Origin of the sequence: Limibacillus sp. MBR-115, from assembly GCF_040549425.1 — a bacterium.
In the GTDB taxonomy this organism is placed as follows: domain Bacteria; phylum Pseudomonadota; class Alphaproteobacteria; order Kiloniellales; family CECT-8803; genus Limibacillus; species Limibacillus halophilus.
The window spans coordinates 495,824-517,286 of sequence record NZ_JBEPTJ010000002.1; the positions used below are offsets into that span (position 1 = coordinate 495,824).

Sequence of the window (21,463 nt, forward strand, 5' to 3'; positions counted from 1 at the left end):
GTAATCATGGAACGGTTGTTTGCGCGTGCCTTCGCGATCTTTTTTCCAGCTGCCGGCCTGCAGGCTGCTCTGCAGATCGGCATTTGGGTAAACGGTCTGAGCGGCGGTTGGGTGCCGCCATCGGCGCTCGACCCTCTGGCGCTACACATTCATGAAATGCTTTTCGGATTTCTTTCAGCGGTAATTGCCGGGTTCTTATTGACGGCGGTCCCGAACTGGACGGGCCGACTACCCCTGAAAGGGCGGCGGTTGGCGTTCCTCTTCTTCTTGTGGTTGGCCGGGCGGTTGGCGCTGCTCTTTGGCGATTCAGCACCTCAATTGGCGGCGGCGATCGATAGCTTGTTTCTGCTGGTTCTGGCGGCTGCGGTCTGGCGGGAAATCCTGGCGGCCGGAAACAAGAAAAACATACCGGTATGCATCCTCATATCCCTGCTGGCCCTGGCGAACGCCGGTTGGTTGATCTCATATCTTTCGGGCTTCGAGTCCCGCGGCTTCGAGCGGGCGGCCTTAGGCGTTTTTGCGATGTTGATCGCTATGATCGGCGGACGGATTACACCGAGTTTCACGCGAAACTGGCTTGCGAAACGAGGAGATAGGGAAGGGCTTCCGGCTTCCGTCGGCACTTTCGATAAGGTCGCGTTGGTTTGTGTGGCGGTTGCGTTGGTTGGGTGGGTTGCGGCGCCGGAGTCCTTGGCTGCCGGCATACTGCTCTTCATTGCTGGTGCCGCCACGCTGCTGCGCTTAGGCCGCTGGGCGGGCCATCGCACGATCGCTGAGCCGCTTTTGCTGGTGCTCCATGTCGCCTATGGCTCGCTGGGGATCTCGCTCCTGCTGTTGGGCGGAGCAGCACTCTGGCCGCATCTGATTTCTGTGCCCGCCGCGCTGCACAGTCTTACCGCCGGAACCATTGGGCTGATGACCCTGGCTGTCATGACGCGTGCCATCCTTGGGCACGCCGGTCGTCCCTTGACCGCCGACAAGGTGACCCAGGTCATTTATCTGCTATTGGTGGTCGGCGCCGTGTTGCGTGTGGCGATGGGTTGGACCGACACAGCCACACAGCCAATTCTGATGTTGGCTGGTATGTCTTGGGGCGGGGCCTTTGCGCTGTTTGCGTTCTGGTATGTGAGGCTGCTTTGCCTGCCTCAACGCGAGCCCGGTCACTGAATTAGACCTGCCGCTCGCAGCAGTCCCAGCATACCACCGCAAGCCTACCGCCTGTCTGTGCCAAGCGATCCAGCAGCTATCAGATAATAACGTTCTTCGGCATGTTGTATTGCGATAGGGTGTCGTTGATCCGCATCAGCCCTTCTTCCATGAGGGCTTGATTCTCAGGCAAGCCCAGACTGATGCGCACAGCTCTTGGGGCATCCCTCGGATCAACGGCAAAGGGGCTGCTTGGGGCAATTGCAACGCCGTTGGCCCTGGCGGCCTGGACGAAATCTTCGCTGCGCCATTCTTCGGGCAGGCGCAACCACAGGTGATAGCCAAACGGCTGGTTCGTAATATCGAACTGTCCCAGAATACGTCGAGCGGCGGCTTGCCGACGACCCGATTCCGCTCGATGCCACTCTAGCACGCGGTCGGCAATCCCGGACTCGATCCAGGAGGTGACAATCTCCGCAGTAAGCGGTGGGGCCGACCACGTCGTGGCATGGACGGCGTTAGCCACATAATGGATCATATGCGACGGCGCGACCAGATAGCCGATCCGCAATCCCGGCGCTACGGTCTTGGAAGTTCCACAGACGTAGTAGCAATCGCCAGTCGCCATCGTGAAAATCGGTGCCGGATTACCAGCGGTGAGGGGACCATAGATATCGTCCTCGACAATGGGCACCTGATAGCGCTCGGCGATTCTGGCAATCTCCTGGCGCCGCTCCAACGGTAAGACCGTCGCTGTCGGGTTGTGGATTGTTGGCGTAAGGTAAAGTGCCGCCGGCTTCTCTTCCCGGCATACTTCCTCCAGGCTGTCTGGCACCAGCCCTTGGTCATCAATTCGCAAGCCCCTTAGCCGGACGCGGAAAAGGTCCGCCAAACTGCGAATGCCGGGATAGGTGAGGGCTTCGGTGACGACCAGGTCGCCTGGTTGCGTCAAGACTGCGAACGTTGCCATAAGGGCCTGCTGCGCGCCGTTGGTCAACACGACTCGGCCCGGTTCTACAAAAACGCCGGCCCGCTCGACCCACTTCGACCCGGCACTGCGGTGCTGCAACTTACCAGGCGCTTGATGATACCCGAGCAGCCCCATAGTGCGCACCCGGCCCGAGAAGGCCGCCAGCTCACGAGAGAGGGCCTTTTCGACTTCAGATGTCGGCGGTTGATTGATCCTGAAGTCGATGATACCGCTTTCGGTGGTGGCTCGCTCGCTTGATGCGGAAGGATTGCTGACATAGGTGCCGCGCCCCACCTCGCCGACCAGAAGCCCGCGCAATCGTGCTTCCGAATAGGCGCGCGTGACCGTTGCCACATTGACGCCCAGTCTGTCTGCCAGGGCGCGGTGGGTCGGCATTTGGGTTCCGTGCCGGAGAACGCGGTCCGCGACATCGCGTTCGATAGCATCGGCGATCGCTCGGTACAAAGGGACCTTGCGATCATCGATATTCGGTGTCCATTCTTCAACCATGAGTTCTCTATAAAGCATATTGTCTGTGTAGACAATTCATGAAATCACTCTCGAAGATGGCGTATTTAACCATAGCCGATCCGGCAGCAACCCCGGTCTTGCGGTTAGCCTTCGAATTTTCGTCAGGGGCTTGTTGTAGCAAGAGATTTCAAAGAGAATTGCTGTGCATCTCGACCGGTAGTGACGCGCAGATCTCTTGGGTATCGCCATAAAAACAGTACAATTATGCGAAAAATTCAGGTATTGACTGACATTGTAAGCTTACGTAATCCTAATTGTTGCGGTCAATTGTATTACAATATCGACCAGGCGTTTGAAACTGGGCGAAAAATGAGGAGGGGTTAAAGTGCGAACGGCACTCATTCAAATGAAGGCGTCGATGGAGCGTGACGAGAATCTATCCCGTGCGGAGGCAATGTTACGCCAGGCCGCTGAACAGGGCGCGCAGGTCGCCTGCCTTGCCGAGTGTTTTGCGACTTGGTTTTTTCCGCAGAAGATCAATCCGGACGACCAACAATTGGCAGAGCCGATTGACGGGCCGACGATGACGTTGATGCGCCGTACGGCCAAGGCCTTAGGCATGGTGCTTGTGGTGCCCTTCTACGAGCGGGTTATGGCGGGCGAACTTTACAATTCGACCGCGGTTGTCGATGAGAAGGGCGAGATTCTGGGCCTTTACCGAAAGCACCACATTCCCATGAGCGCCTATTTCAACGAGAAGTTCTATTTTCGCCCTGGGAACAAGGGGTACCCAGTGTTTGACACCACTTTCGGAAAGATCGGCGTGCTCATTTGCTATGATCGCCACTTCCCGGAGGGCGCACGGTGCTTAGGGTTGAATGGTGCAGAGGTGGTCTTTGTTCCAACCGCCACCACCAAACGTGGATTCTCTCAGAGCGTCTGGGAGCCAGAACTGCGCGGCCATGCGATTGCCAATGGTTATTTTGTGGCTGGCGTGAACCGCGTCGGCACCGAATTCGAGAGTGAGTATTACGGCAAGAGCGTTTTTGTCGATCCTATCGGGCAGATCATCTCGCAGGCGAGCGATACGGAAGAAGAGATTCTGATCGCCGACCTCGACCGCGCACGGTTGGAAGAGGTGCGGCAGGTTTGGCCTTTCTATCGGGATCGTCGGCCGGAAGCTTATGGAGCCATTGTCGATGCCTGAAACCGCAACGCTGGCCGAAAAGCTGGCTGGATTTACCACGCGACTGATAACCGAAGGTTGTGACGATGCAGCGATGTCCAGGGCAAAAACCTATGCCCTGGACACACTGGCCGTAACACTTGGTGGTGCGATGGCGGAATCCTCCAAACGAACGGTCTCCGGGCTGACCCGGTTCAATAGCGGCGGTCCTTCCGCCGTCTTCGGTAGCGGGTTGCGCCTGAGTTGCGGCGAGGCCGCTTTGGCGAACGGAACGTTAGCCCATGCGTTGGAGTTGGACGACGATCATCGGATCGGCGTTTTGCATCCCGGCGCGGCTGTGGTGCCTGCCGCTTTCGCAATTGCAGAGGCGTCGGGGGCCAGCGGCCGGGATTTTCTTCTGGGACTCATCGCTGGCTATGAGGTGGCCTGTCGGCTGGGAGAGGTCTTCCGTGGCAGCTTGTTTCGCTACGGTTTCCACCCGACCGCGCTTTGCGGTGCTTTGGGCGCTGCCGCTGCCGGTGCGGTTGTTCTGCGCTTGGACAGAATCGCTGCAACGCGCGCGCTTGGTATTGCGGGGACACAGGCCGCCGGATTGGTGGAATGGCGTGCAGACGGCTCCTGGATAAAGCGCTTGCATCCAGGTAGGGCCGCTCAGTCCGGTGTAATTGCCGCGCTGCTGGCGGCAGAAGGCTTCACCGGGCCCGCCACGATCCTGGAAGGGGCGGGCGGCTTTTTTGCAGCCTTTGGCCACGATCAGAAACTGGACACCGAGGCCGTCACGCGGGGCTTAGGGACAGACTTGCGGGGGCTCGGGACGGCGATCAAACCCTATCCCTGTTGCCGCTTTGCCCACGGTGCCATTGATCTCGCCTTGGAGGCGCAGCGCGCCGGGATCGCAGTTCAAGACATTGCAGAGGTCGAAGTCCGCTTGTACCGGACCGATGTGCTTACATATCATCCGGTCCCCATCAATGCGGTCGATGCGCAGTTCAACGTTCCTTATCATATTGCCTGTTGCCTGCTTCAGGGAAACATAGGGCTGAAGGACTTTACCGTCGAGGCCGTGCAAAGGCCTGAGATCCTCGCTTTGGCGGCCAAGGTAAAGGTCGTCGAAGATGATGCGCTGAGTGCGCTCTATCCAGAGGAGTATCATACGGTCCTCCGTGTGAAGACGCGCGACCGCGAGGTCAGACAGTTCTTAAGCACCTGCCCGAGCGGCGACCCCGAGGCCGACCGCTATAAGATCGACAGCAATCTCTTCCACAGGGAAGCGGTGACAAAAACTAGGTCGTTGCTGAGTGAGTGTGGTTACGGCAGCCGGGTTGAGAAACTGATCCAATTGACGGACGGACTGGATACGGCGCGGGATTTGTCCCCGCTTTCTGAACTGCTGGGCCAAAAATGATGAGTGCCGTAACCTCTTGTATAAAAATGACGATCTGGAGTTCCGCCTCTTTCATGTGCCAGTATGCGGAAATTGTATGCCATACAATTAATCCATTTTGATCGATTATTGGACCAATTGTGCTTGACGTCACCCCCGGACAATCCATAGACTTTTATACTGCCGATGAAATGAGAGCCGGCGAAGTTCCGCCTTGAGAATGCTCATGAGGGCGCCATCAAAGACGCAGCAGCGGAAACCGAGTGAAACCAGGGAGAGGGGTTGATTCGATGAAAAACAGGTTACTTTCAATTGTTGGAGCAGGAGGCTTGGCTATCGCCTTGTCCGCCGCCGCTACTATGAACGACGCCCGCGCGGAAGAGTTTAAGTGGGCCTTCTCTGGCGATGCCCAGACGCTTGATCCATACGGCTTGAGCGAAATCTATACGACGGGGTTCCAAGGTAATTTCTACGAATCTTTGGTTCGGCGTGGCCGCAACCTTGGCATTGAGCCCGCATTGGCCGAATCCTGGGAGAGGGATGGCGATACGGTTTGGCGCTTCAAGTTGCGTGCGGGTGTGACATTCCATAATGGAAATCCCTTCAACGCAGACGATGTGATTTTCTCCTTTCAGCGTGCCAGAGGCGAAACGTCCGACGTTAAGGCCAAAATTCGCTCTATTGCGGAGCTGAAGAAAGTCGATGATCTGACGGTTGAGATAACCACCAGCGGCCCAAGTCCAACGCTGCTCAATGAAATCGCCGACTGGTACATAATGGATCAGGAATGGAGCGTCGAGAACGGTGCGGAGGAAGCGGCCGACGTGCGTAAGGGAAGCGAAAACTACGCAACCCGTAATGCAAACGGCACCGGCCCCTTCATGGTCGTCAGCCGTGAACCTGACGTACGAACGGTATTCGAACCCAATCCGAACTGGTGGGATAAACGTGAGCACAACGTCGACAAGGCGATTTTCACGCCGATCAAATCCGACGCAACGCGCGTTGCCGCTCTGTTGTCGGGTGAGGTAGACATGATCTATCCTGTTCCGTTGCAAGATGCCGGCCGCGTCGATAGCAGCGATCAGACGAAGATGCTGCAGGGCGAAGAGATGCGGATCATCTTCTTCGGTTTCGATCAAAATCGCGACGAGCTGCTTTACTCCAACGTAAAGGGCAAAAATCCCTTCAAGGACCGCCGTGTCCGTGAGGCTGTTTATCTGAGCATCGACGAGAATGCGATTGCCGACCGGATCATGGAAGGTGCCGCTAAGCCGACGGGCTCCTATATCGCGCCTCAGGTCGAAGGCTATGACCCCTCCATGGAGGAGCGCCCTGCCTATGATCTCAAGCGCGCCAAGCAACTGCTTACCGAAGCGGGTTATCCCGATGGCTTTGAGGTGACTTTGGATTGTCCCAATGATCGCTATGTAAAGGACGAGGACATTTGCGTTGCAACGGCAACGATGCTGGCCAGGGTCGGTATCAAGACGCGGGTTAACGCAATGACCAAAACCAAGTACTTCGGCAAGGTTCTGGACCGTGACACCAGCATGTACATGATGGGTTGGGTTCCGCCTACCTATGACGCGCACAACGTGCTCTACGACTTCCTTGGCACCAAGGCAGAGGGAGGACAGGGCAAGTGGAACATGGGTGACTACTCCAATCCCAAACTTGATGCGCTGCAGCAAAAAATTGCGATGACCGTCGATGCCGACGAACGCAGGGCTTTGATCAAAGAGGCTTTGAGGTTGGCGGCAGATGATATCGCGATGATTCCTCTGCATCAGCAGACACTGGCCTGGGGCGTTCGTGAGAATGTCGAAGTCAACCAGCGCGCAGATAACGTCTTCGAGTTGAAAACGACGAAGATAAAGTAAGCCGTGGAGCAAGAATTCCCGGGGCGGAGAGGATTTTCCCGTCCCGGGTTCTTGCCGGTCCTGCGAAATAATTGTTACCTCATTCGAGTCGCCACCCCCAGCCAGCGAGAGACATGATTTAAGAGATGATCGCCTTTATCCTACAGCGCTTCTCGCAGGCCGTTTTGGTGGTTCTCACCGTCGGGTTGATCGCTTTTGCATTGTTTCGCTTTGTTGGCGACCCGGTGAACAACATGGTTGGCCAGGACGCGACATTGCAGGAACGCGAAGCCTTGCGCGAAAACCTGGGCCTCAACGATCCGGTTTATGTACAGTTTGGCCGCTTTGTGATGGGGGCGGCACAGGGAGAACTGGGAATCTCGTATCGGATGGGGCGTCCGGTGTCCGACCTTTTTGCCGAGCGCCTGCCTGCTACATTGGAGTTGAGCCTGCTATCAGGCTTCCTCGCGTTGGCTTTTGGAATCCCCATGGGCGTTCTTGCCGGGGTTTATCCCCGCCGCCTTTCAAGCCGTGGATTCATGCTTGTTTCGTTGTTTGGAATCTCCTTGCCGCCCTTCCTAGTCGGTATTCTGCTGATCATGATTTTCTCGGTCATGCTCTCCTGGCTGCCGTCTTTTGGCCGCGGAGAAGTGATTGGGCTTGGCTGGTGGACGACGGGAATGCTGACCGCTAGTGGCTGGAAGGCTTTAATTTTACCGTCCATCACATTGGCACTGTTTCAGATGACCTTGATCATGCGACTGGTCCGCTCGCAGATGCTGCAGGTCTTGCGTTCGGACTATGTGCGGTTTGCCCATGCACGGGGCTTGATTCCGCTGCGGGTCAATTTCCGCCATGCATTGAAGAACGCAATCGTCCCCATCATCACGGTCACTGGACTCCAAATCGGATCTATTATCGCATTTGCGATTATCACCGAGACGGTGTTTCAGTGGCCGGGTATGGGGCTCTTGTTCATTACGGCGGTCCAGTTCGGTGATATTCCCGTGATCGCGGCTTATCTGCTGCTGGTTTCGGTCATGTTCGTCTTGATAAACCTGATCTGCGACCTGCTCTACTTCGTTGTGGACCCGCGGCTGCGCGCTGAGTTCACGCAAAAGCAAGCAGCTTAGAGGAGGCTGATCGTGGCAACAGAAGGTGCAACGGCAGCGCGAACGACAGGCTTTCTTGCGCGCCTGCGCGGCAGCGACGCTGTATTCTCGCTGATAACGTCTCCGGTGACCTTGATCTCGGCGATCATCACGGTTGTGCTGTGTGTCGCTGCGGCACTTTCGCCCTGGATTTCTCCGCATGATCCCTTCGATCTGGCGTCAATTGACCTATTGGCCTCTCGCTTGCCGCCAGCTTGGACGGATGAAGGTTTGGACGGGTATCTGCTCGGCACCGATGCGCAGGGGCGCGACATGCTCTCCTTGATCCTGCACGGGATGAGAATTTCACTGCTCGCGGGACTGCTTTCCATGGCCTTTGCATCGGTGGTGGGCATTATCCTGGGGCTGATCAGCGGTTATGCCGGCGGTATGATCGATGCGGCCATCATGCGGCTTGCCGACGTGCAGTTGAGCTTTCCGGCTATCTTGATTGCTCTGCTGATAGACGGCGTGACGAGAGGCTTTCTGCCCGCAGAGGTGCACGATGCGCTGGCGCTGTACATCATCGTGCTGTCCATTGGCCTGGCCAACTGGGCGCATTTTGCCAGGACGGTGCGCAGTGCGACGATGGTCGAACGCCGACGCGAGTATGTGCAGGCAGCCCGTATCATTGGCGTTAGCCCAATGCGGATCATGCGCAAACACATCTTGATCAACATCGTTGAGCCGGTTTTCGTGATCGCGACTGTCGGGTTTGGGATCGCGATCATCATGGAGGCAACACTGTCGTTCCTGGGCGTGGGCCTCCCGCCGACGGCGCCTTCTCTCGGGACGCTCATCCGCATCGGTAATGACTATCTCTTCTCCGGTTACTGGTGGATGACGATCTTTCCCGGCGCTGCATTGTTGTTGCTTGTCTTGTCTATAAACATTTTGGGGGATTGGCTGCGAGATGTCCTCAATCCTACCCTTCGCTGAGGGCCGCAGTATGACCTCAGCACCATCGAAAGAGCCGATCCTACGGATTGAAAAGCTCAACGTCGAACTTCCGACACGCCAAGGCAACCTCAAGATCCTGGATGACGTCAGCTTTTCGGTTCAACCGGGCGAGGTCCTGGGAGTCGTTGGTGAATCGGGCGCTGGCAAGTCAATGACTGGGGCGGCGGTGATTGGCTTGCTGCCACAGCCTGCCCGGATAGCCTCGGGTGAAATTTGGGTGAACGGGCGCCGGATCGATAACCTCTCCGAGCAGGCGATCCGGGCCATTCGTGGCCGTGAAGTCGGGACGATCTTCCAGGACCCCATGACCAGTCTCGACCCTCTGTTCACGGTTGAAGATCAACTTGTGGAAACCATCCGCACTCACTTCAATGTGACGCCGGCCGAAGCGCGGAAGCGATCGGTCAAGCTGCTAGACGATGTCGGCATCCCTGACGTGGAGCAGCGGATCAAGCAGTATCCGCACCAGTTTTCCGGCGGTATGCGGCAGCGCGTGGTGATTGCCCTAGCGCTTGCAGCCAATCCCACACTCATTATTGCCGATGAGCCGACTACAGCGCTCGACGTGTCGGTTCAGGCCCAGATTCTGGGCGTCTTGAAGCGGCTCTGCAGGGAGAATGGTACAGCCGTCATGCTGATTACCCACGATATGGGGGTGATCGCCGAGATGGCGGACCGGGTCGCTGTCATGTACGCCGGGCGGGTCGCGGAAATCGGTAAGGTCGAAACATTACTCGAAGCGCCAAACCATCCCTATACGAAGGGCCTGATGGGGTCGATACCGCTGTTGGGCGCGCGCCAAGACCGCCTGACGCAGATTGGCGGTGCGATGCCACGGCTTGGGCAGGTGCGACCGGACTCCTGTCCCTTCTCGAGCCGCTGCCCGGTTGCCATGGATCGTTGCTCGATGGAGCGTCCGCGCCTGGAAGCAGCCGGTGCCGGGCTGGTGGCTTGTTGGCGCAATGATCTGCCGACGCTTGATAGCGGTGAAGCGCCTAACAGGCCCAGGAAGGTAGCCCAACGATGACCGATGCGCCGCATTTTCTAGAAATTTCAGGGGCCGTCAGGCATTTCGATGTGTCAGCCCCCAAGATTCAACGTCTTCTGACCGGGGCACCACGGCGAATCCTAAAGGCTGTTGACGGAATCGATCTGTATGTCCGTAAGGGCGAGACCTTCGGTTTGGTCGGCGAATCCGGGTGCGGAAAATCCACGGTCGCTAGATTGGTGGTCGGACTGTACGACTTGTCAGCGGGTGCGATCAGTGTCGATGGGCTGCCGATTGGCTTGCCATCTGGTGGCCGCGAGCAGGGATCGACGGCACCGCGTGTCCAGATGATTTTTCAGGATCCCTATTCGTCGCTCAATCCGCGCTGGCGCATTGCCGATATCATTGCCGAGCCCATTCGGGAGGGGCGACTCATCGAGAGTGAAAAGGAGATTGCGCGACGCATTGCCGAGTTGTTGGAGTCCGTAGGGTTGTCGGAAAGCGATGGTCGTCGGTTCCCGCACGAACTATCCGGCGGTCAACGCCAACGAATCTCCATCGCCAGGGCATTGGCAGGCGAGCCAGAGCTGCTGGTGTGCGATGAGCCGACTTCGGCCCTCGATGTTTCGGTGCAAGCGCAGATACTGAACCTGATGCGCGACCTGCAAGAGCGCTACAAGCTGACCATGCTCTTCATTTCCCACAACCTGGCCGTCGTTGATTTCATGTCGGACAAAGTGGGCGTCATGTATTTAGGGCGGATCTGTGAGATCGGCACCCCTGACGAGGTGTTTGCCCATCCCAGGCATCCCTATACCCGGATGCTTGTCGACAGCATTCCAGACCTTTCGAAGCGCCGTAGAGATCGAGACGGCGCAGCGGGCGAATTGCCCAGCCCAATCAATCCGCCACCAGGGTGCTCGTTCAGTTCGCGCTGTCCGCTGGCCCAGGAACGCTGCCGGAGCGAAGCCCCGCAGTTGAAGCCCTATGGAGAGAGTTGGGCATCCTGCCACGCAGCTGAGGAAGGGCGCTTGCCTGCCTGGAGCCGCTCGGGCAGCGCAGGGGGCTAGCCAGAACTGAAGCGCCGAGGGCGGCGTCGGTGTTAGAGAGGGAGAGTCTAGATGTTTGATCTTTTGTTGACTGGCGGAAACGTCGTTGATCCTGTGAACGGGACCTTTCGAGGCGATATTGGTATCAAGGATGGTCTGATCGCAGGCATCTTGGTTCCGGGTTCCGGTGCGGCGGCGAAGGAGATCGTGTCGGTCGACGGGAAGCATGTGTTCCCGGGCGGCATCGATCCGCATACGCACTTGGGCTACGCGAATCCTTTCGCGCAGGACGTAAACACCGAGACCGTTTCAGCGGCGCTTGGTGGCGTGACGAGTGTGTTGAGTTTCCATCGACACTACCAGAACGCCATACCGACACCCTATGACGACTACCCGGACCTTGTGTCCATGGTGGAAGACCAGGCCCATGTTGATGTCGGCCTGCATTTTGGAATCCTGACCGAGTCACAGGCTGATGAGCTCGACAAGTACATCGACCTCGGCGTTTCTTCCTTTAAGTTCTACATGGCCTATCGCGGCGCTGACGGCAAAACCGTTGGTATGATCAATGAAATCGACGATGGCGTGATGTTCGACAGCTTCAAGAAGCTCGCGGCGCATGATCATGCAGTCGCCTGCGTTCATTGCGAGAACACCGACATCATCGGCCGTTACGCCAAGCGCGTGAAGGAGAGCGGCATGGATGGGTTGGCGGCTTGGAACGCCGCGCGGCCAGCCTTTGCCGAGGCAGAACACGTCCGTCGCGCCGGTTATTTCGCGGAGCAGGCCGGTTGTTCGCTTTACTATGTTCATATCGGCGCGAAGGAAGGCTTGCAGGAGGCCTTGATCCAAAAACAACGTTACGGGCGGATTACGGTGGAAACCTGCACCCACTACCTGACCCTGACCGAAGATTCCGATGTTGGCACGCTGGGAAAAGTGAACCCGCCGCTGCGCAAACAGGACGATTTGGAGCGTATCTGGGAGGGTGTGATTTCCGGTGAGATTTCCTGTGTCGGCACCGATCACTGCGCGGTTTGCCGCGCACAGAAGCAGGGCACGATCTGGCAGGCGGCGTCCGGTTTCCCAGGTATGGCAACCATTTTCCCGGTTATGTTGACCGAAGGCTATCACAAGCGTGGGATGTCCCTGCAGCGGGTTGCCCAGGTGACCTCCTACAACGCGGCTAAAACCTTTAACCTCTATCCGCGCAAAGGCACGTTCCAGATCGGCGCGGACGCGGATTTGGCCGTTGTCGATATCGAAATGGAGCGGGTGGTGGACGCTTCCGTCCTTGGCTCGGCGTCCGATTTTTCGTTGTACGAGGGTAAGACGCTTAAGGGCTGGCCGGTCATGACCTTCCTGGGCGGCAATCTTATCGCCCGTGATGGTAAGGCTCTTGGCGCGCGTGGTAACGGTAGCTTCCTGAAACGCTGACCGGGTTCAGCGTATGCAACAACGGCGCCGCTATCGAAAGCGGCGCCGTTTCCAATTTCCATCCGGGGCGTTTTCAGGCACCGTCGTCGACCTTCATTCGTGCACCCTTCGGATCGTGCAGGGCTTGAAGGCTGGCCGTCGCCGCGTGGCGCTTCCCTGCGGCCTCGATCTCGAACTTACCTTGTTTGACCAAGGCCGCTGCGTCGGCCCCCTGGAGGCTCATGTAGCCCATGGCAACCGCGCTGCCGATCGTATAACCGTAAGCTGCGGATGTTGTGTGTCCACAGACTCGTCCATCAACAATGATTGTCTCGCTGCCCTGTAGCATGACCTCCGGATCGTCGGCTTTGAGCAGAATGCGCCGGCGGTTGATTCCAGACTCACGTTGCTTGAGCAACGCGTCGCGTCCAATGAAATCACAGCCTTTATCGAACTTCACAGTGAAGCCCATACCGGCGTGCAACGGTGTGTCGTCGGTGCCGATGTCGTGACCCCAGGAACAATATCCCTTTTCCAAACGCAGGCCGCCCATTGCCACAGTCCCACCGCACCGCAAGCCGAGACCCTGCCCGGCATCAAGCAGTGCGTTGTATACGGGGAGTGCTTGATCGGAAGCGATATGGATTTCCCACCCGAGTTCGCCGACGTAGGACACGCGTGCGGCGCGCGCCACCGTTTTGCCAATCTCTATCTCTTGATGTGTCATGAAGGGAAAATCGGCGTTGCTAAAGCTTGCATTACTGACGCGCTTTAGAAGGGTGCGGGCATTGGGGCCCATGACGGAAATAACTGCATAAGCGCTGGTCACGTTTACCAGTGTCACCCATTCGTCATCGCGCCGTTGCTTGCTTAACCAATGGAGATCGCGTTCGGTTTGCGCTGTGCCGGTGATGAACAGGTAGCGATCGCTGGCCAGACGCATCAAGACAGCATCGCTTTCGTAACCGCCGCGCTTGTTGAGAAGGGGAGTATAAACAAGCCGGCCAACCGGAACGTCGACGTTGTTGGCGGCAACTCTTTGCAGGTAGGCCACCACATCGCGACCCTCGATCTGCAGTTTGCCGAAGGGGGATTGGTCGAAGATCGCGACTTTTTCGCGGGCGGCCTTGTGTTCCTCAGCCACGATATCGAACCAGCCCGGCTTGCCGTAGGTGAGGGTCGGATCGAACGGTGTGTTTTCGGGGATGAAAAAATTGGGCCGCTCCCATCCGGACCGTTCGCCGAATTGCGCGTTGTTGCGCTCATGCGCGCTGTGTAGCGGCGTCAGGCGAACATTGCGTGCGGTCTCGGGCTCACGGCCTGGATAGCTGATGGCGTAATGCTTGGAAAGCATCTCCGCGGAGCGTTCCTTTAGTGTCGCAAGATTATTGCGGAATCGGCCGAAGCGGCGGATATCGACTGAAGAGAGATCCAGGGTCGGTTCGCCGTTGATGACCCATTCAGCCAGTGCGCGCCCCACGCCGCCGCCGCTCGCCATGCCCATGGAGTTCATTCCACAACCAACGAACAGGCCCGCCAACTCCGGCGCTTCGCCCATCAGGAAGTTGCCGTCGGTGGTAAAGCTTTCCGGTCCATTGATAAGTGTTTTGATCTCGGCACTTTCGAGCGCCGGTATGCGGCGGATAGCACCTTCGATAATCGGTTCGAAGTGGTCCCAGTCTTCCTTGAGAAGATCGAAGCAGAAGTCGTTTGGCAGGTCTGCCAGATCAATTGCACGGGCGTTCGGCTCAAAGCAGCCGATCAGCAGGCCGCCAACCTCGTCGCGGATGTACATATGGTTGTCGTGATCGCCGATGATCGGCATGCCGATGCGCACCCCATCGATGGCTTTGGTCATAATTGCATAGTGTTCGCATGGATTGAGGGGAATGGATGCGCCCATCATCAAGCCAACACGGCGACTCCACAGACCGGAGCAGACCACCAGTTTGTCGCAGGTGATCGTCCCTTCGGCGGTTTCGACGCCGCTGACACGGCCGTTTGTCACGCGAATGTTGGTGACCGCTGTGTCCTCGTAAAAACTCACGCCCCGCATCTTTGCGCCCTTTACGAGGGCCGCGCAGGTATCGCTCGGATTGACCCTACCATCGTTCGGTGAATAGATGCCGCCGATAACGTCATCCAGGTTTGCAATGGGCCAGTAGTCGGCTATCTCGTCAATCCCGATTTCCCAAGCCTCGACATTGAATGCCCGCGCCAAGGTACCTTGGCGCCGGTTGTGGGTCATCCGATCGGGTGTGCTGGCGATGGAAATGCTGCCGCACTTAATCCAACCGGTTTCCTGCCCCGTTTCCTCCGCTAGCGAAGAGTATAGCTCCGTGCTGTACTTGGTAAGTTGTGTGAGGCTCACCGTCGATCGCAACTGCCTGACCATAGCTGCGGAGTGCCAAGTGGTGCCGCTGGTCAGCTTCGCGCGCTCCAAAAGCACGACGTCTTTGCAGCCATTCTTCGCCAGATGATAGGCCGTGGAGCATCCAAGGATGCCGCCGCCCACAATGACAATTTCAGCGTGGCTTGGTAGGGTTTTCGTCACAGGGGAACGCTCCTATTGTAGATGTTTGGCATCGATAAAAATAAATGGTACATTTGTTCGGTAAATTTAGAGACTGAAAAAAATGTTTTGTCAACTCCGCGTCTGAGCGGATGTTTGGAAAGGGCGTGTTGTATGACCGTAGAAGAGGTTCGAAATAAGATCCTTGCTGAATTTCCCGCCATGAGCCCGCAGCTTCGGCGGGCCGCGCAGTACGTTCTCGACAATCCCAATGGCGTCGCTGTCAGCTCCATCCGCAAACTATCGGAAGCCGCTGGAATCAAACCAAATACCTTGGTGCGTCTAGCACGAATTCTCGGCTTTGCCGGCTTCGAGGAGTTCAGGCAACCCTTCCGTGATTCTGTGACAGGGGCGGTTGATAGCTTCCCCGACCGCGCCCGCTGGTTGCAGGCTCTGGCCAAATTCAACAGTCACGGCCAGCTGTACAGCCAGATGGCCGCGGCCTCGTTGGCAAATATCGAACAGTTGTTCTCTAACACCAGCACGGATCAGCTTCGCGCCGTTGCGAAACGGATCGTGAAGGCGCGCAATACCATGATTGTCGGCCTCGGAAGTTGTTATGCGCTGGCCTACAGCTTCTGGTACGTAGGCCGTATGGCGTTGGACAACCTAGTCTTGTTGCCAAATCATGGAAGTTTGCCTGTGGATGACGTCGCACGGATCGGCAAGCAGGATGTGTTGATAGTGATTTCCTTCAATCCCTATCGGACGGAGGTGATTCAGTCCGTCCAACTCGCCAAGCGACAAGGAGCAACCGTCGTGGCGATAACAGACAGCCAGGCCGCGCCAATCGCTTTTCAAGCTGATTACGTTTTTGTTTCGCCAACGCGCACGCCGCAATTCTTTCCCTCAACCCAAGCCCCATCGGCGTTGCTGGAAACCTTACTGGCTTTCATAATCGGCGAGAGCGACCCGAAGGTTATCGACAGGATTAATTCATTCCACCGTAGACGCCAAGATATGGGTGCCTACCGAGAAGAGCCTTTCCTCGACTCTTGATATACGGCTCAAAAAACAAACAAAAATTCTATAACTTGACTTCGAGAAAACATTTGTATCATTCTCTCCTTGAGCGATGAGCTCATACAGATTTATGCGCCGAGGGGTTCTGAGGCGCCGCAGATATCCGCGGGAGAGGAGAAATGGTGACCACTGATAAGAAGCGTGAGGTCGAGGTACTTGTCGTTCAGTGCGGCGGTGCCGACCCGGTTCCCGAAAAGAATGTCGAGGCTAACATCAAGCTCGTTTACGAAGCAGTGAAGGATAGGAAACCGCACTTCATCGTATTCACTGAGCTTTCAAACACCCAGTATTTTTGCGGCTACAACGACCCCAAGTGGTTTGGCCTCGCCGAGCCGATCGATGGCCCGAGTGTGACGCGTATGCGCGAAGTCGCCAAAGATATCGGCTGCTACATCCTTTTCACATTCTATGAAAAGGGATTCGTAAAGGGAGAGTACTTCAACAGCCTTGCAGTGATTGATCCGCGCGGCGAGCTCGTGCCTGGCACTTTGCCGGACGGCCGTCAGGTCAAGTGCTATCGTAAGTGCCATATCCCCGATCAGTACAGCTACTCACCGGGCCTCAACGAACGCTACTACTTCAAGGGCGGCCCGGGTCTGCCGGTTTTTGACACCGATCACGGCCGAATCGGCTCGTTGATTTGTTACGAGCGCTCCTTCCCCGAGGGCTGGCGTGTTCTGGCGCTGCATGGTGCGGAAATCATCTTCGTACCGACCGCTGCCTGGGGCAATTATCGCGCCGACAGTTGGGGGTTCGAATTGCGTACCACGGCTGTTCAGAATGGCGTCTTCGTGGTGGCTCCGAACAAGGGTGGGTCGGAGATAACCGAGGGCGAGCGCATTTTCTACGGACATAGCATTGTCTATAGCCCAATGGGCGAATTGTTGGCTGAGGGGCCGAAGCAACAGGGTCCGGCAACCATCTGGGCAACCCTTGATATGTCCGAGGTCGAGCGCCATGGGCGCCGTTACACCTTTTTCCGCGATCGGCGGCCGGAGCTCTATAGCTCGCTCGCCGACGTGTCCCGCAATGGTTACTGATTAAAAGTAAGGAACTTAGAGCTATGGATGTAGGCGTTTTTCTGGGCACGCAGCACTTGCCCGATGCGAATATTCGTCAGGAATTCGAGAACCACCTCGTGCAAACCAGAGCGATTAGGGACGCTGGATTCGATGCCCTTTGGCTCGCACAGCATTACCTGACCTACCCGGATCAGTTCTTGCAGACGACGCCGATGATGGCGCGCCTCGCGGCAGAAACCGGCGATATGACGCTGGGCACCAACATTTTCGTCCTTCCGCTGCACAACATCATCGACGTGGCAGAGCAGTATGCCACGCTGGATATCATCACCGGTGGCAAGTTGATCTTCGGCGCTGCCCTGGGGTATCGGGACATCGAGTACAACAATTTCGGCGTCGACCGGAAGCGCCGCGCAAAGTTGTTCGACGAGCAGATCGATGCACTGAAGCTGTTGTGGGAAGAGGACAACGCCACCTTCGAAGGTGAGTTCGTGAAATTCGAGAACATCTCGATCCGCCCGCGCCCCTTGCAGCGCCCCCGTCCGCCCATCTGGCTGGGTGCGGCCGCTGATCCGGCCATCAAGCGTGCGGCGATCAAGGGCGATGCTTGGATTGCAACGTCCGTCACGCAGTATGATGCCGTGAAGGAGCAAGTCGGTCTTTACCATCAGGTTCGCAAGGATGCCGGCCTGCCGAGGCATCCGGAGGGAATCACCAAGTGCGTCGAGCTTTACTGCGCGCCTACCAAGGCCGAAGCCATGGAGATGGGCGCACCCTTCATGGCCAACAAGTATAAAGCCTACTATTCCTGGGGCATGGGCAAGAACGTGCCGGGCGTATCTGGCGAGGACCTGCCGCTTGAGGAGTTGATCAAGGGGCGTTTCGTCGTTGGCGACCCGGAAGAGTGCATTGCCGAGTGCCAGCGCCATCGTGACGAGCTCGAGTGCTCGCACTTGCTGGTGCGTATGAACTTCCCGGGTATGCCGCTGGAGAACGTGCTGAAAGGCATCAAGCTCTTCGGTGAAGAGGTTCTGCCGCATATCCGCTAAACAATTGCAAGAAGAAGAGGGTGTCATGTCGTCGAACAAACCGAGTGTTGCTGTAATCGGTGGTACGGGGGCGCTCGGTGGCGGCATCGCCTATCGCCTGACGTTAGCGGGTTATCGCGTGATCCTTGGATCACGCGATGCCGCTAGGGCCGCTGAGGCCTCGCAGGCGTTGAACGCACGTGTTGGAGGGGATATGGCTGTCGGGGCCTCCAACCGAGACGCGGCGGGAAAGTGCGAGGTGGTCATTCTGGCTGTGCCTTTCTCCACGCATGAGGAAATTCTGACCGATATTGCCGGGCAGTTGGAAGGAAAGGTTGTGGTCGATACGACTGTTCCACTTGTGCCGCCAAAGGTGTCGACCGTCCAGGTTACACAGACGGGGTCGCCGGCAGCCCGGACAGCGGAAGTTCTGGGTGATAAGGCGCAGGTCGTCTCTGCCATGCAGAATGTTGCCGCCGACAAGTTGGCAAGTGGTGAGGACGTTGCTTGCGACGTGCTGGTCACCGGTAACAACGGCGACGCCAAAGCCACAGTGATGACCTTGATTACCGACATGGGTATGCGCGGAATCGACGCCGGTCCCCTGGCGAATAGCATTGCCGCCGAGGCCTTGACATCGATTCTGATAGGCTTGAACCGTCGGTACAAAGTAAAGGGCGCAGGTATCCAAATCACTGGTCTGGAAACCGCATCCTAGTCCGGAAAGCTATCAGAGGAGGGGGCGAAAGCCCGACCATGGGGCCTGCAGCAGTCACCTTGAGCGCGATAGGCGGTATACCGATCATCGAACCGGGAGATGATATCGCTGCGCTCTTGATTGCGGGTCTGAACCACAACGGCATTACCCTTCAGGACAATGACGTTTTGGTTGTTGCGCAGAAAATCATCTCAAAGGCCGAGGGCCGCTTCGTCGATCTGCGCGCTGTTGAGCCAAGTCCGCAGGCCCGAGATTATGCAGATCGGGCAGGCAAGGATCCGCGCGTTGTCGAATTGATTCTGGCTGAGTCGACAGAGGTTCTGCGCTGCGTTCCGGGTGTTATCATCGTGGCGCATCGATTGGGACATGTCGCGGCAAACGCGGGCATTGATCAGTCCAACGTACAAAAGGCGGATGGTAAAGAGCCCGTACTTCTTCTTCCGGTGGATCCGGACGACTCCGCTTCGCGCCTGAAACAAGCCCTTGATCGCCATTTTGGCGTTCGCGTTGCAGTGATCATCAATGACAGCGTCGGCCGCGCTTGGCGTTTGGGCACTGTGGGCATGGCCCTGGGGGTCGCCGGGCTCCCGGCACTGGTCGATAAGGTGAACCAGCCGGACTTGTTCGGCCGCAAGCTGGAATCCACACAGATAGGGTTTGCCGATGAACTGGCGGCTGCGGCATCGCTGGTCATGGGACAGGCCGCCGAAGGCCAGCCCGCGGTGTTGCTACGCGGCGTCATCTGGGATCAGACGTCATCCAGTAGTCGTGCCTTGCTGCGCCCAGTGAATGCGGATCTCTTCCGATGACCGGCGGGCGTATATTGGCCCTATGCGGCGGTGTCGGCGGCGCAAAACTGGCTCATGGCCTTGCTGTGACGGTGCCAGCGGACAAGCTCTCGATCATGGTCAACACCGGCGATGATTTCGAGCATCTCGGGCTGCACATCAGCCCGGACGTCGATACGGTCCTCTATACACTTTCCGGGCGCGCCAATAAGACGCTGGGCTGGGGGCGTGGCGACGAGACCTGGAGTTTTCATGAAACCCTTGGGGAGCTTGGACTGGAGACTTGGTTCAGGCTCGGAGATCGGGATCTTGCGCTCCACGTGGAGCGGACGCGCCAACTGCGATCCGGCGTGAGTCTAAGCGACGCTACAGCGGCGCTTGCAACGCGGCTGGGAGTGGGCCCGCGCATTCTTCCCATGAGTGATCAGCGCCTCTCGACGGTGGTCCATACTGCTTCCGGACCGCTTGCATTCCAGGAGTATTTTGTTCGGGAAGGCTGTGCGCCAGTGGTAGAGGCCTTGACCTATTGGGGAGCCGAAGCGGCAGCACCTTCACCCAAGGCGCTTGATCTGCTTAATGACGATGGGTTGGAGGCAGTGGTGATCTGTCCGTCGAATCCGTTCCTCAGTATCGCGCCGATGCTCGCGATGCCGTCGTTCCGAGATGCGCTTGCGAAGTGCCGCGCCCCGGTAGTGGCTGTTTCGCCGCTAGTCGGTGGTGACGCTGTCAAGGGGCCTCTGGCGAAGATCATGCACGAGTTGGGCTTGCCGCGAACTCAACGGTCGCTCGTGGAGTACTATGGCGACCTTGTAGACTGCTGGGTGGTGGACAACAGTGACGCGGTGGAAGCCAGAGGGATACCACTGCCGGTTCTGGTGGCCAAAACTGTCATGCATGACGAAGCGAGTCGCGCCCACCTGGCGGCAGAAGTACTCGATTTCGTGTTGTCCCTGCCACGCGGTGGAGGTGAGACATGATTGGCCGCCGATTTAGATGGGTGGAGGGACAACAGGGGCTACACGTTGTGTTGCCGGTGAAATCACTGGCACAAAGCAAAAGCCGTCTGGCGCCCCTTCTTGCGGCCCAGGATCGCCAGAAGCTGACACTCGCGATGTGCAGCGACATCCTGCACCTCCTGCGTGGATCGCAGACGATCCAGAGTATCAGCGTCGTGACCCGAGATGCGCAGGTCGCGGCATTGGCGCGAGCCGTGGATGCCACCGTGTTGGTTCAGCAGGCTGACTGCGGATTGACAGCAGCAGTTGAAACGGCCGCGGCGCACCTTGCGCGCCAGCGAGCCGACAATCTTTTGTATCTGCCTTGTGATGTGCCGATGCTCGGCTATCAAGATCTTGAAGCATTGGCACACTGCGCGGGCCGACCGTCGTCGATAGCGATTGTGCCGTCACATGATGGCGAGGGAACCAACGGCTTGTTGTGCCGGCCTCCGCAAGGGTTCCCCTTTGCCTTCGAGGGAAACAGTTTCCATCGACACCGAGCGGCGGCGCGCGCAGCGAATTTATGCATGCAGGTGCTGCGTCTCGACGGCCCCGCACTCGACATAGACAAGCCAGACGACGTCGAACGCTTCCTGAAGCGTAGCGCCGGCGATCCGTCGGTGGGTTTACGCACCCGGCGTCTGCTGTTGGATGAACTCCAGCTTCGTCAGGAAATGGCCGGACCAGGCGGCGATTTTGCACGCCAAGGCTTTGGAATGGGATTGTAATGG

Annotated in this window: 18 protein-coding genes; 16 read left to right on the forward strand and 2 right to left on the reverse strand. The window is 57.7% G+C overall.

Annotated features, from left to right (window positions below):
• Nucleotides 1-6: 6 nt before the first annotated feature.
• The gene (locus ABIE63_RS05955; protein WP_354503548.1) at nucleotides 7-1,167 is read left to right on the forward strand and encodes an NnrS family protein; all 1,161 of its coding nucleotides are present in this window, start codon (nucleotides 7-9) and stop codon (nucleotides 1,165-1,167) included.
• Between the two features lie 79 nt (nucleotides 1,168-1,246).
• Here ABIE63_RS05955 and ABIE63_RS05960 read toward each other — a convergent pair whose 3' ends face one another.
• Complete coding sequence (locus ABIE63_RS05960) at nucleotides 1,247-2,626, reverse strand: PLP-dependent aminotransferase family protein (RefSeq protein ID WP_354503549.1); 1,380 nt, start codon at nucleotides 2,624-2,626, stop codon at nucleotides 1,247-1,249.
• 346 nt (nucleotides 2,627-2,972) lie between these two features.
• Between ABIE63_RS05960 and ABIE63_RS05965 the strand changes: the two genes are divergently transcribed.
• From ABIE63_RS05965 to ABIE63_RS06000, 8 genes are all read left to right on the forward strand, one after another.
• On the forward strand, nucleotides 2,973-3,794 hold the full coding sequence (locus tag ABIE63_RS05965; RefSeq protein ID WP_221205679.1) for a nitrilase-related carbon-nitrogen hydrolase: 822 nt from the start codon (nucleotides 2,973-2,975) through the stop codon (nucleotides 3,792-3,794).
• Nucleotides 3,787-5,178 (forward strand): MmgE/PrpD family protein, encoded by a 1,392-nt coding sequence (locus tag ABIE63_RS05970; RefSeq protein WP_354503550.1) that lies wholly within the window; start codon nucleotides 3,787-3,789, stop codon nucleotides 5,176-5,178. The genes ABIE63_RS05965 and ABIE63_RS05970 overlap by 8 nt, the downstream gene beginning before the upstream one ends.
• Nucleotides 5,179-5,447: 269 nt before the next feature.
• A complete protein-coding gene (locus ABIE63_RS05975) occupies nucleotides 5,448-7,040 on the forward strand; it encodes an ABC transporter substrate-binding protein (RefSeq protein WP_354503551.1) in 1,593 nt (530 codons plus the stop codon).
• Nucleotides 7,041-7,165: 125 nt separating this feature from the next.
• Entirely contained in the window at nucleotides 7,166-8,152 is a 987-nt protein-coding gene (locus ABIE63_RS05980; protein ID WP_354503552.1) for an ABC transporter permease, read from the forward strand.
• A 12-nt stretch (nucleotides 8,153-8,164) separates the two neighbouring features.
• The gene (locus tag ABIE63_RS05985) at nucleotides 8,165-9,109 is read left to right on the forward strand and encodes an ABC transporter permease (protein ID WP_322091207.1); all 945 of its coding nucleotides are present in this window, start codon (nucleotides 8,165-8,167) and stop codon (nucleotides 9,107-9,109) included.
• Between the two features lie 10 nt (nucleotides 9,110-9,119).
• Nucleotides 9,120-10,157 carry an ABC transporter ATP-binding protein gene (locus ABIE63_RS05990; protein WP_354503553.1) on the forward strand — a complete coding sequence of 346 codons (1,038 nt, stop codon included), beginning with the start codon at nucleotides 9,120-9,122 and terminating at the stop codon, nucleotides 10,155-10,157.
• Nucleotides 10,154-11,188, forward strand: coding sequence for an ABC transporter ATP-binding protein (locus tag ABIE63_RS05995; RefSeq protein ID WP_354503554.1), 1,035 nt, complete (start codon nucleotides 10,154-10,156; stop codon nucleotides 11,186-11,188). The genes ABIE63_RS05990 and ABIE63_RS05995 overlap by 4 nt, the downstream gene beginning before the upstream one ends.
• A 51-nt stretch (nucleotides 11,189-11,239) precedes the next feature.
• The gene (locus ABIE63_RS06000) at nucleotides 11,240-12,604 is read left to right on the forward strand and encodes an amidohydrolase family protein (protein WP_354503555.1); all 1,365 of its coding nucleotides are present in this window, start codon (nucleotides 11,240-11,242) and stop codon (nucleotides 12,602-12,604) included.
• 73 nt (nucleotides 12,605-12,677) lie between these two features.
• On the opposite strand, the gene ABIE63_RS06005 is transcribed toward ABIE63_RS06000, so the two are convergent.
• Nucleotides 12,678-15,137 (reverse strand): FAD-dependent oxidoreductase, encoded by a 2,460-nt coding sequence (locus ABIE63_RS06005; RefSeq protein WP_354503556.1) that lies wholly within the window; start codon nucleotides 15,135-15,137, stop codon nucleotides 12,678-12,680.
• A gap of 21 nt (nucleotides 15,138-15,158) precedes the next feature.
• Between ABIE63_RS06005 and ABIE63_RS06010 the strand changes: the two genes are divergently transcribed.
• From ABIE63_RS06010 to cofC, 7 genes are all read left to right on the forward strand, one after another.
• Nucleotides 15,159-16,154 (forward strand): MurR/RpiR family transcriptional regulator, encoded by a 996-nt coding sequence (locus tag ABIE63_RS06010; protein WP_183415048.1) that lies wholly within the window; start codon nucleotides 15,159-15,161, stop codon nucleotides 16,152-16,154.
• A gap of 143 nt (nucleotides 16,155-16,297) precedes the next feature.
• On the forward strand, nucleotides 16,298-17,218 hold the full coding sequence (locus tag ABIE63_RS06015; RefSeq protein WP_183415049.1) for a carbon-nitrogen hydrolase family protein: 921 nt from the start codon (nucleotides 16,298-16,300) through the stop codon (nucleotides 17,216-17,218).
• Nucleotides 17,219-17,241: 23 nt separating this feature from the next.
• The gene (locus ABIE63_RS06020) at nucleotides 17,242-18,249 is read left to right on the forward strand and encodes an LLM class flavin-dependent oxidoreductase (protein WP_183415050.1); all 1,008 of its coding nucleotides are present in this window, start codon (nucleotides 17,242-17,244) and stop codon (nucleotides 18,247-18,249) included.
• 25 nt (nucleotides 18,250-18,274) lie between these two features.
• The gene (gene npdG, locus ABIE63_RS06025; protein ID WP_354503557.1) at nucleotides 18,275-18,946 is read left to right on the forward strand and encodes an NADPH-dependent F420 reductase; all 672 of its coding nucleotides are present in this window, start codon (nucleotides 18,275-18,277) and stop codon (nucleotides 18,944-18,946) included.
• 38 nt (nucleotides 18,947-18,984) lie between these two features.
• Nucleotides 18,985-19,755: a coenzyme F420-0:L-glutamate ligase gene (gene cofE, locus ABIE63_RS06030; RefSeq protein ID WP_354503558.1), complete on the forward strand. Its 771-nt coding sequence runs from the start codon at nucleotides 18,985-18,987 to the stop codon at nucleotides 19,753-19,755.
• Nucleotides 19,752-20,711 (forward strand): 2-phospho-L-lactate transferase, encoded by a 960-nt coding sequence (gene cofD, locus ABIE63_RS06035; protein ID WP_354503560.1) that lies wholly within the window; start codon nucleotides 19,752-19,754, stop codon nucleotides 20,709-20,711. Before cofE ends, cofD begins: the two co-directional genes overlap by 4 nt.
• On the forward strand, nucleotides 20,708-21,460 hold the full coding sequence (cofC, locus tag ABIE63_RS06040; protein ID WP_354503561.1) for a 2-phospho-L-lactate guanylyltransferase: 753 nt from the start codon (nucleotides 20,708-20,710) through the stop codon (nucleotides 21,458-21,460). Before cofD ends, cofC begins: the two co-directional genes overlap by 4 nt.
• Nucleotides 21,461-21,463: the final 3 nt, after the last annotated feature.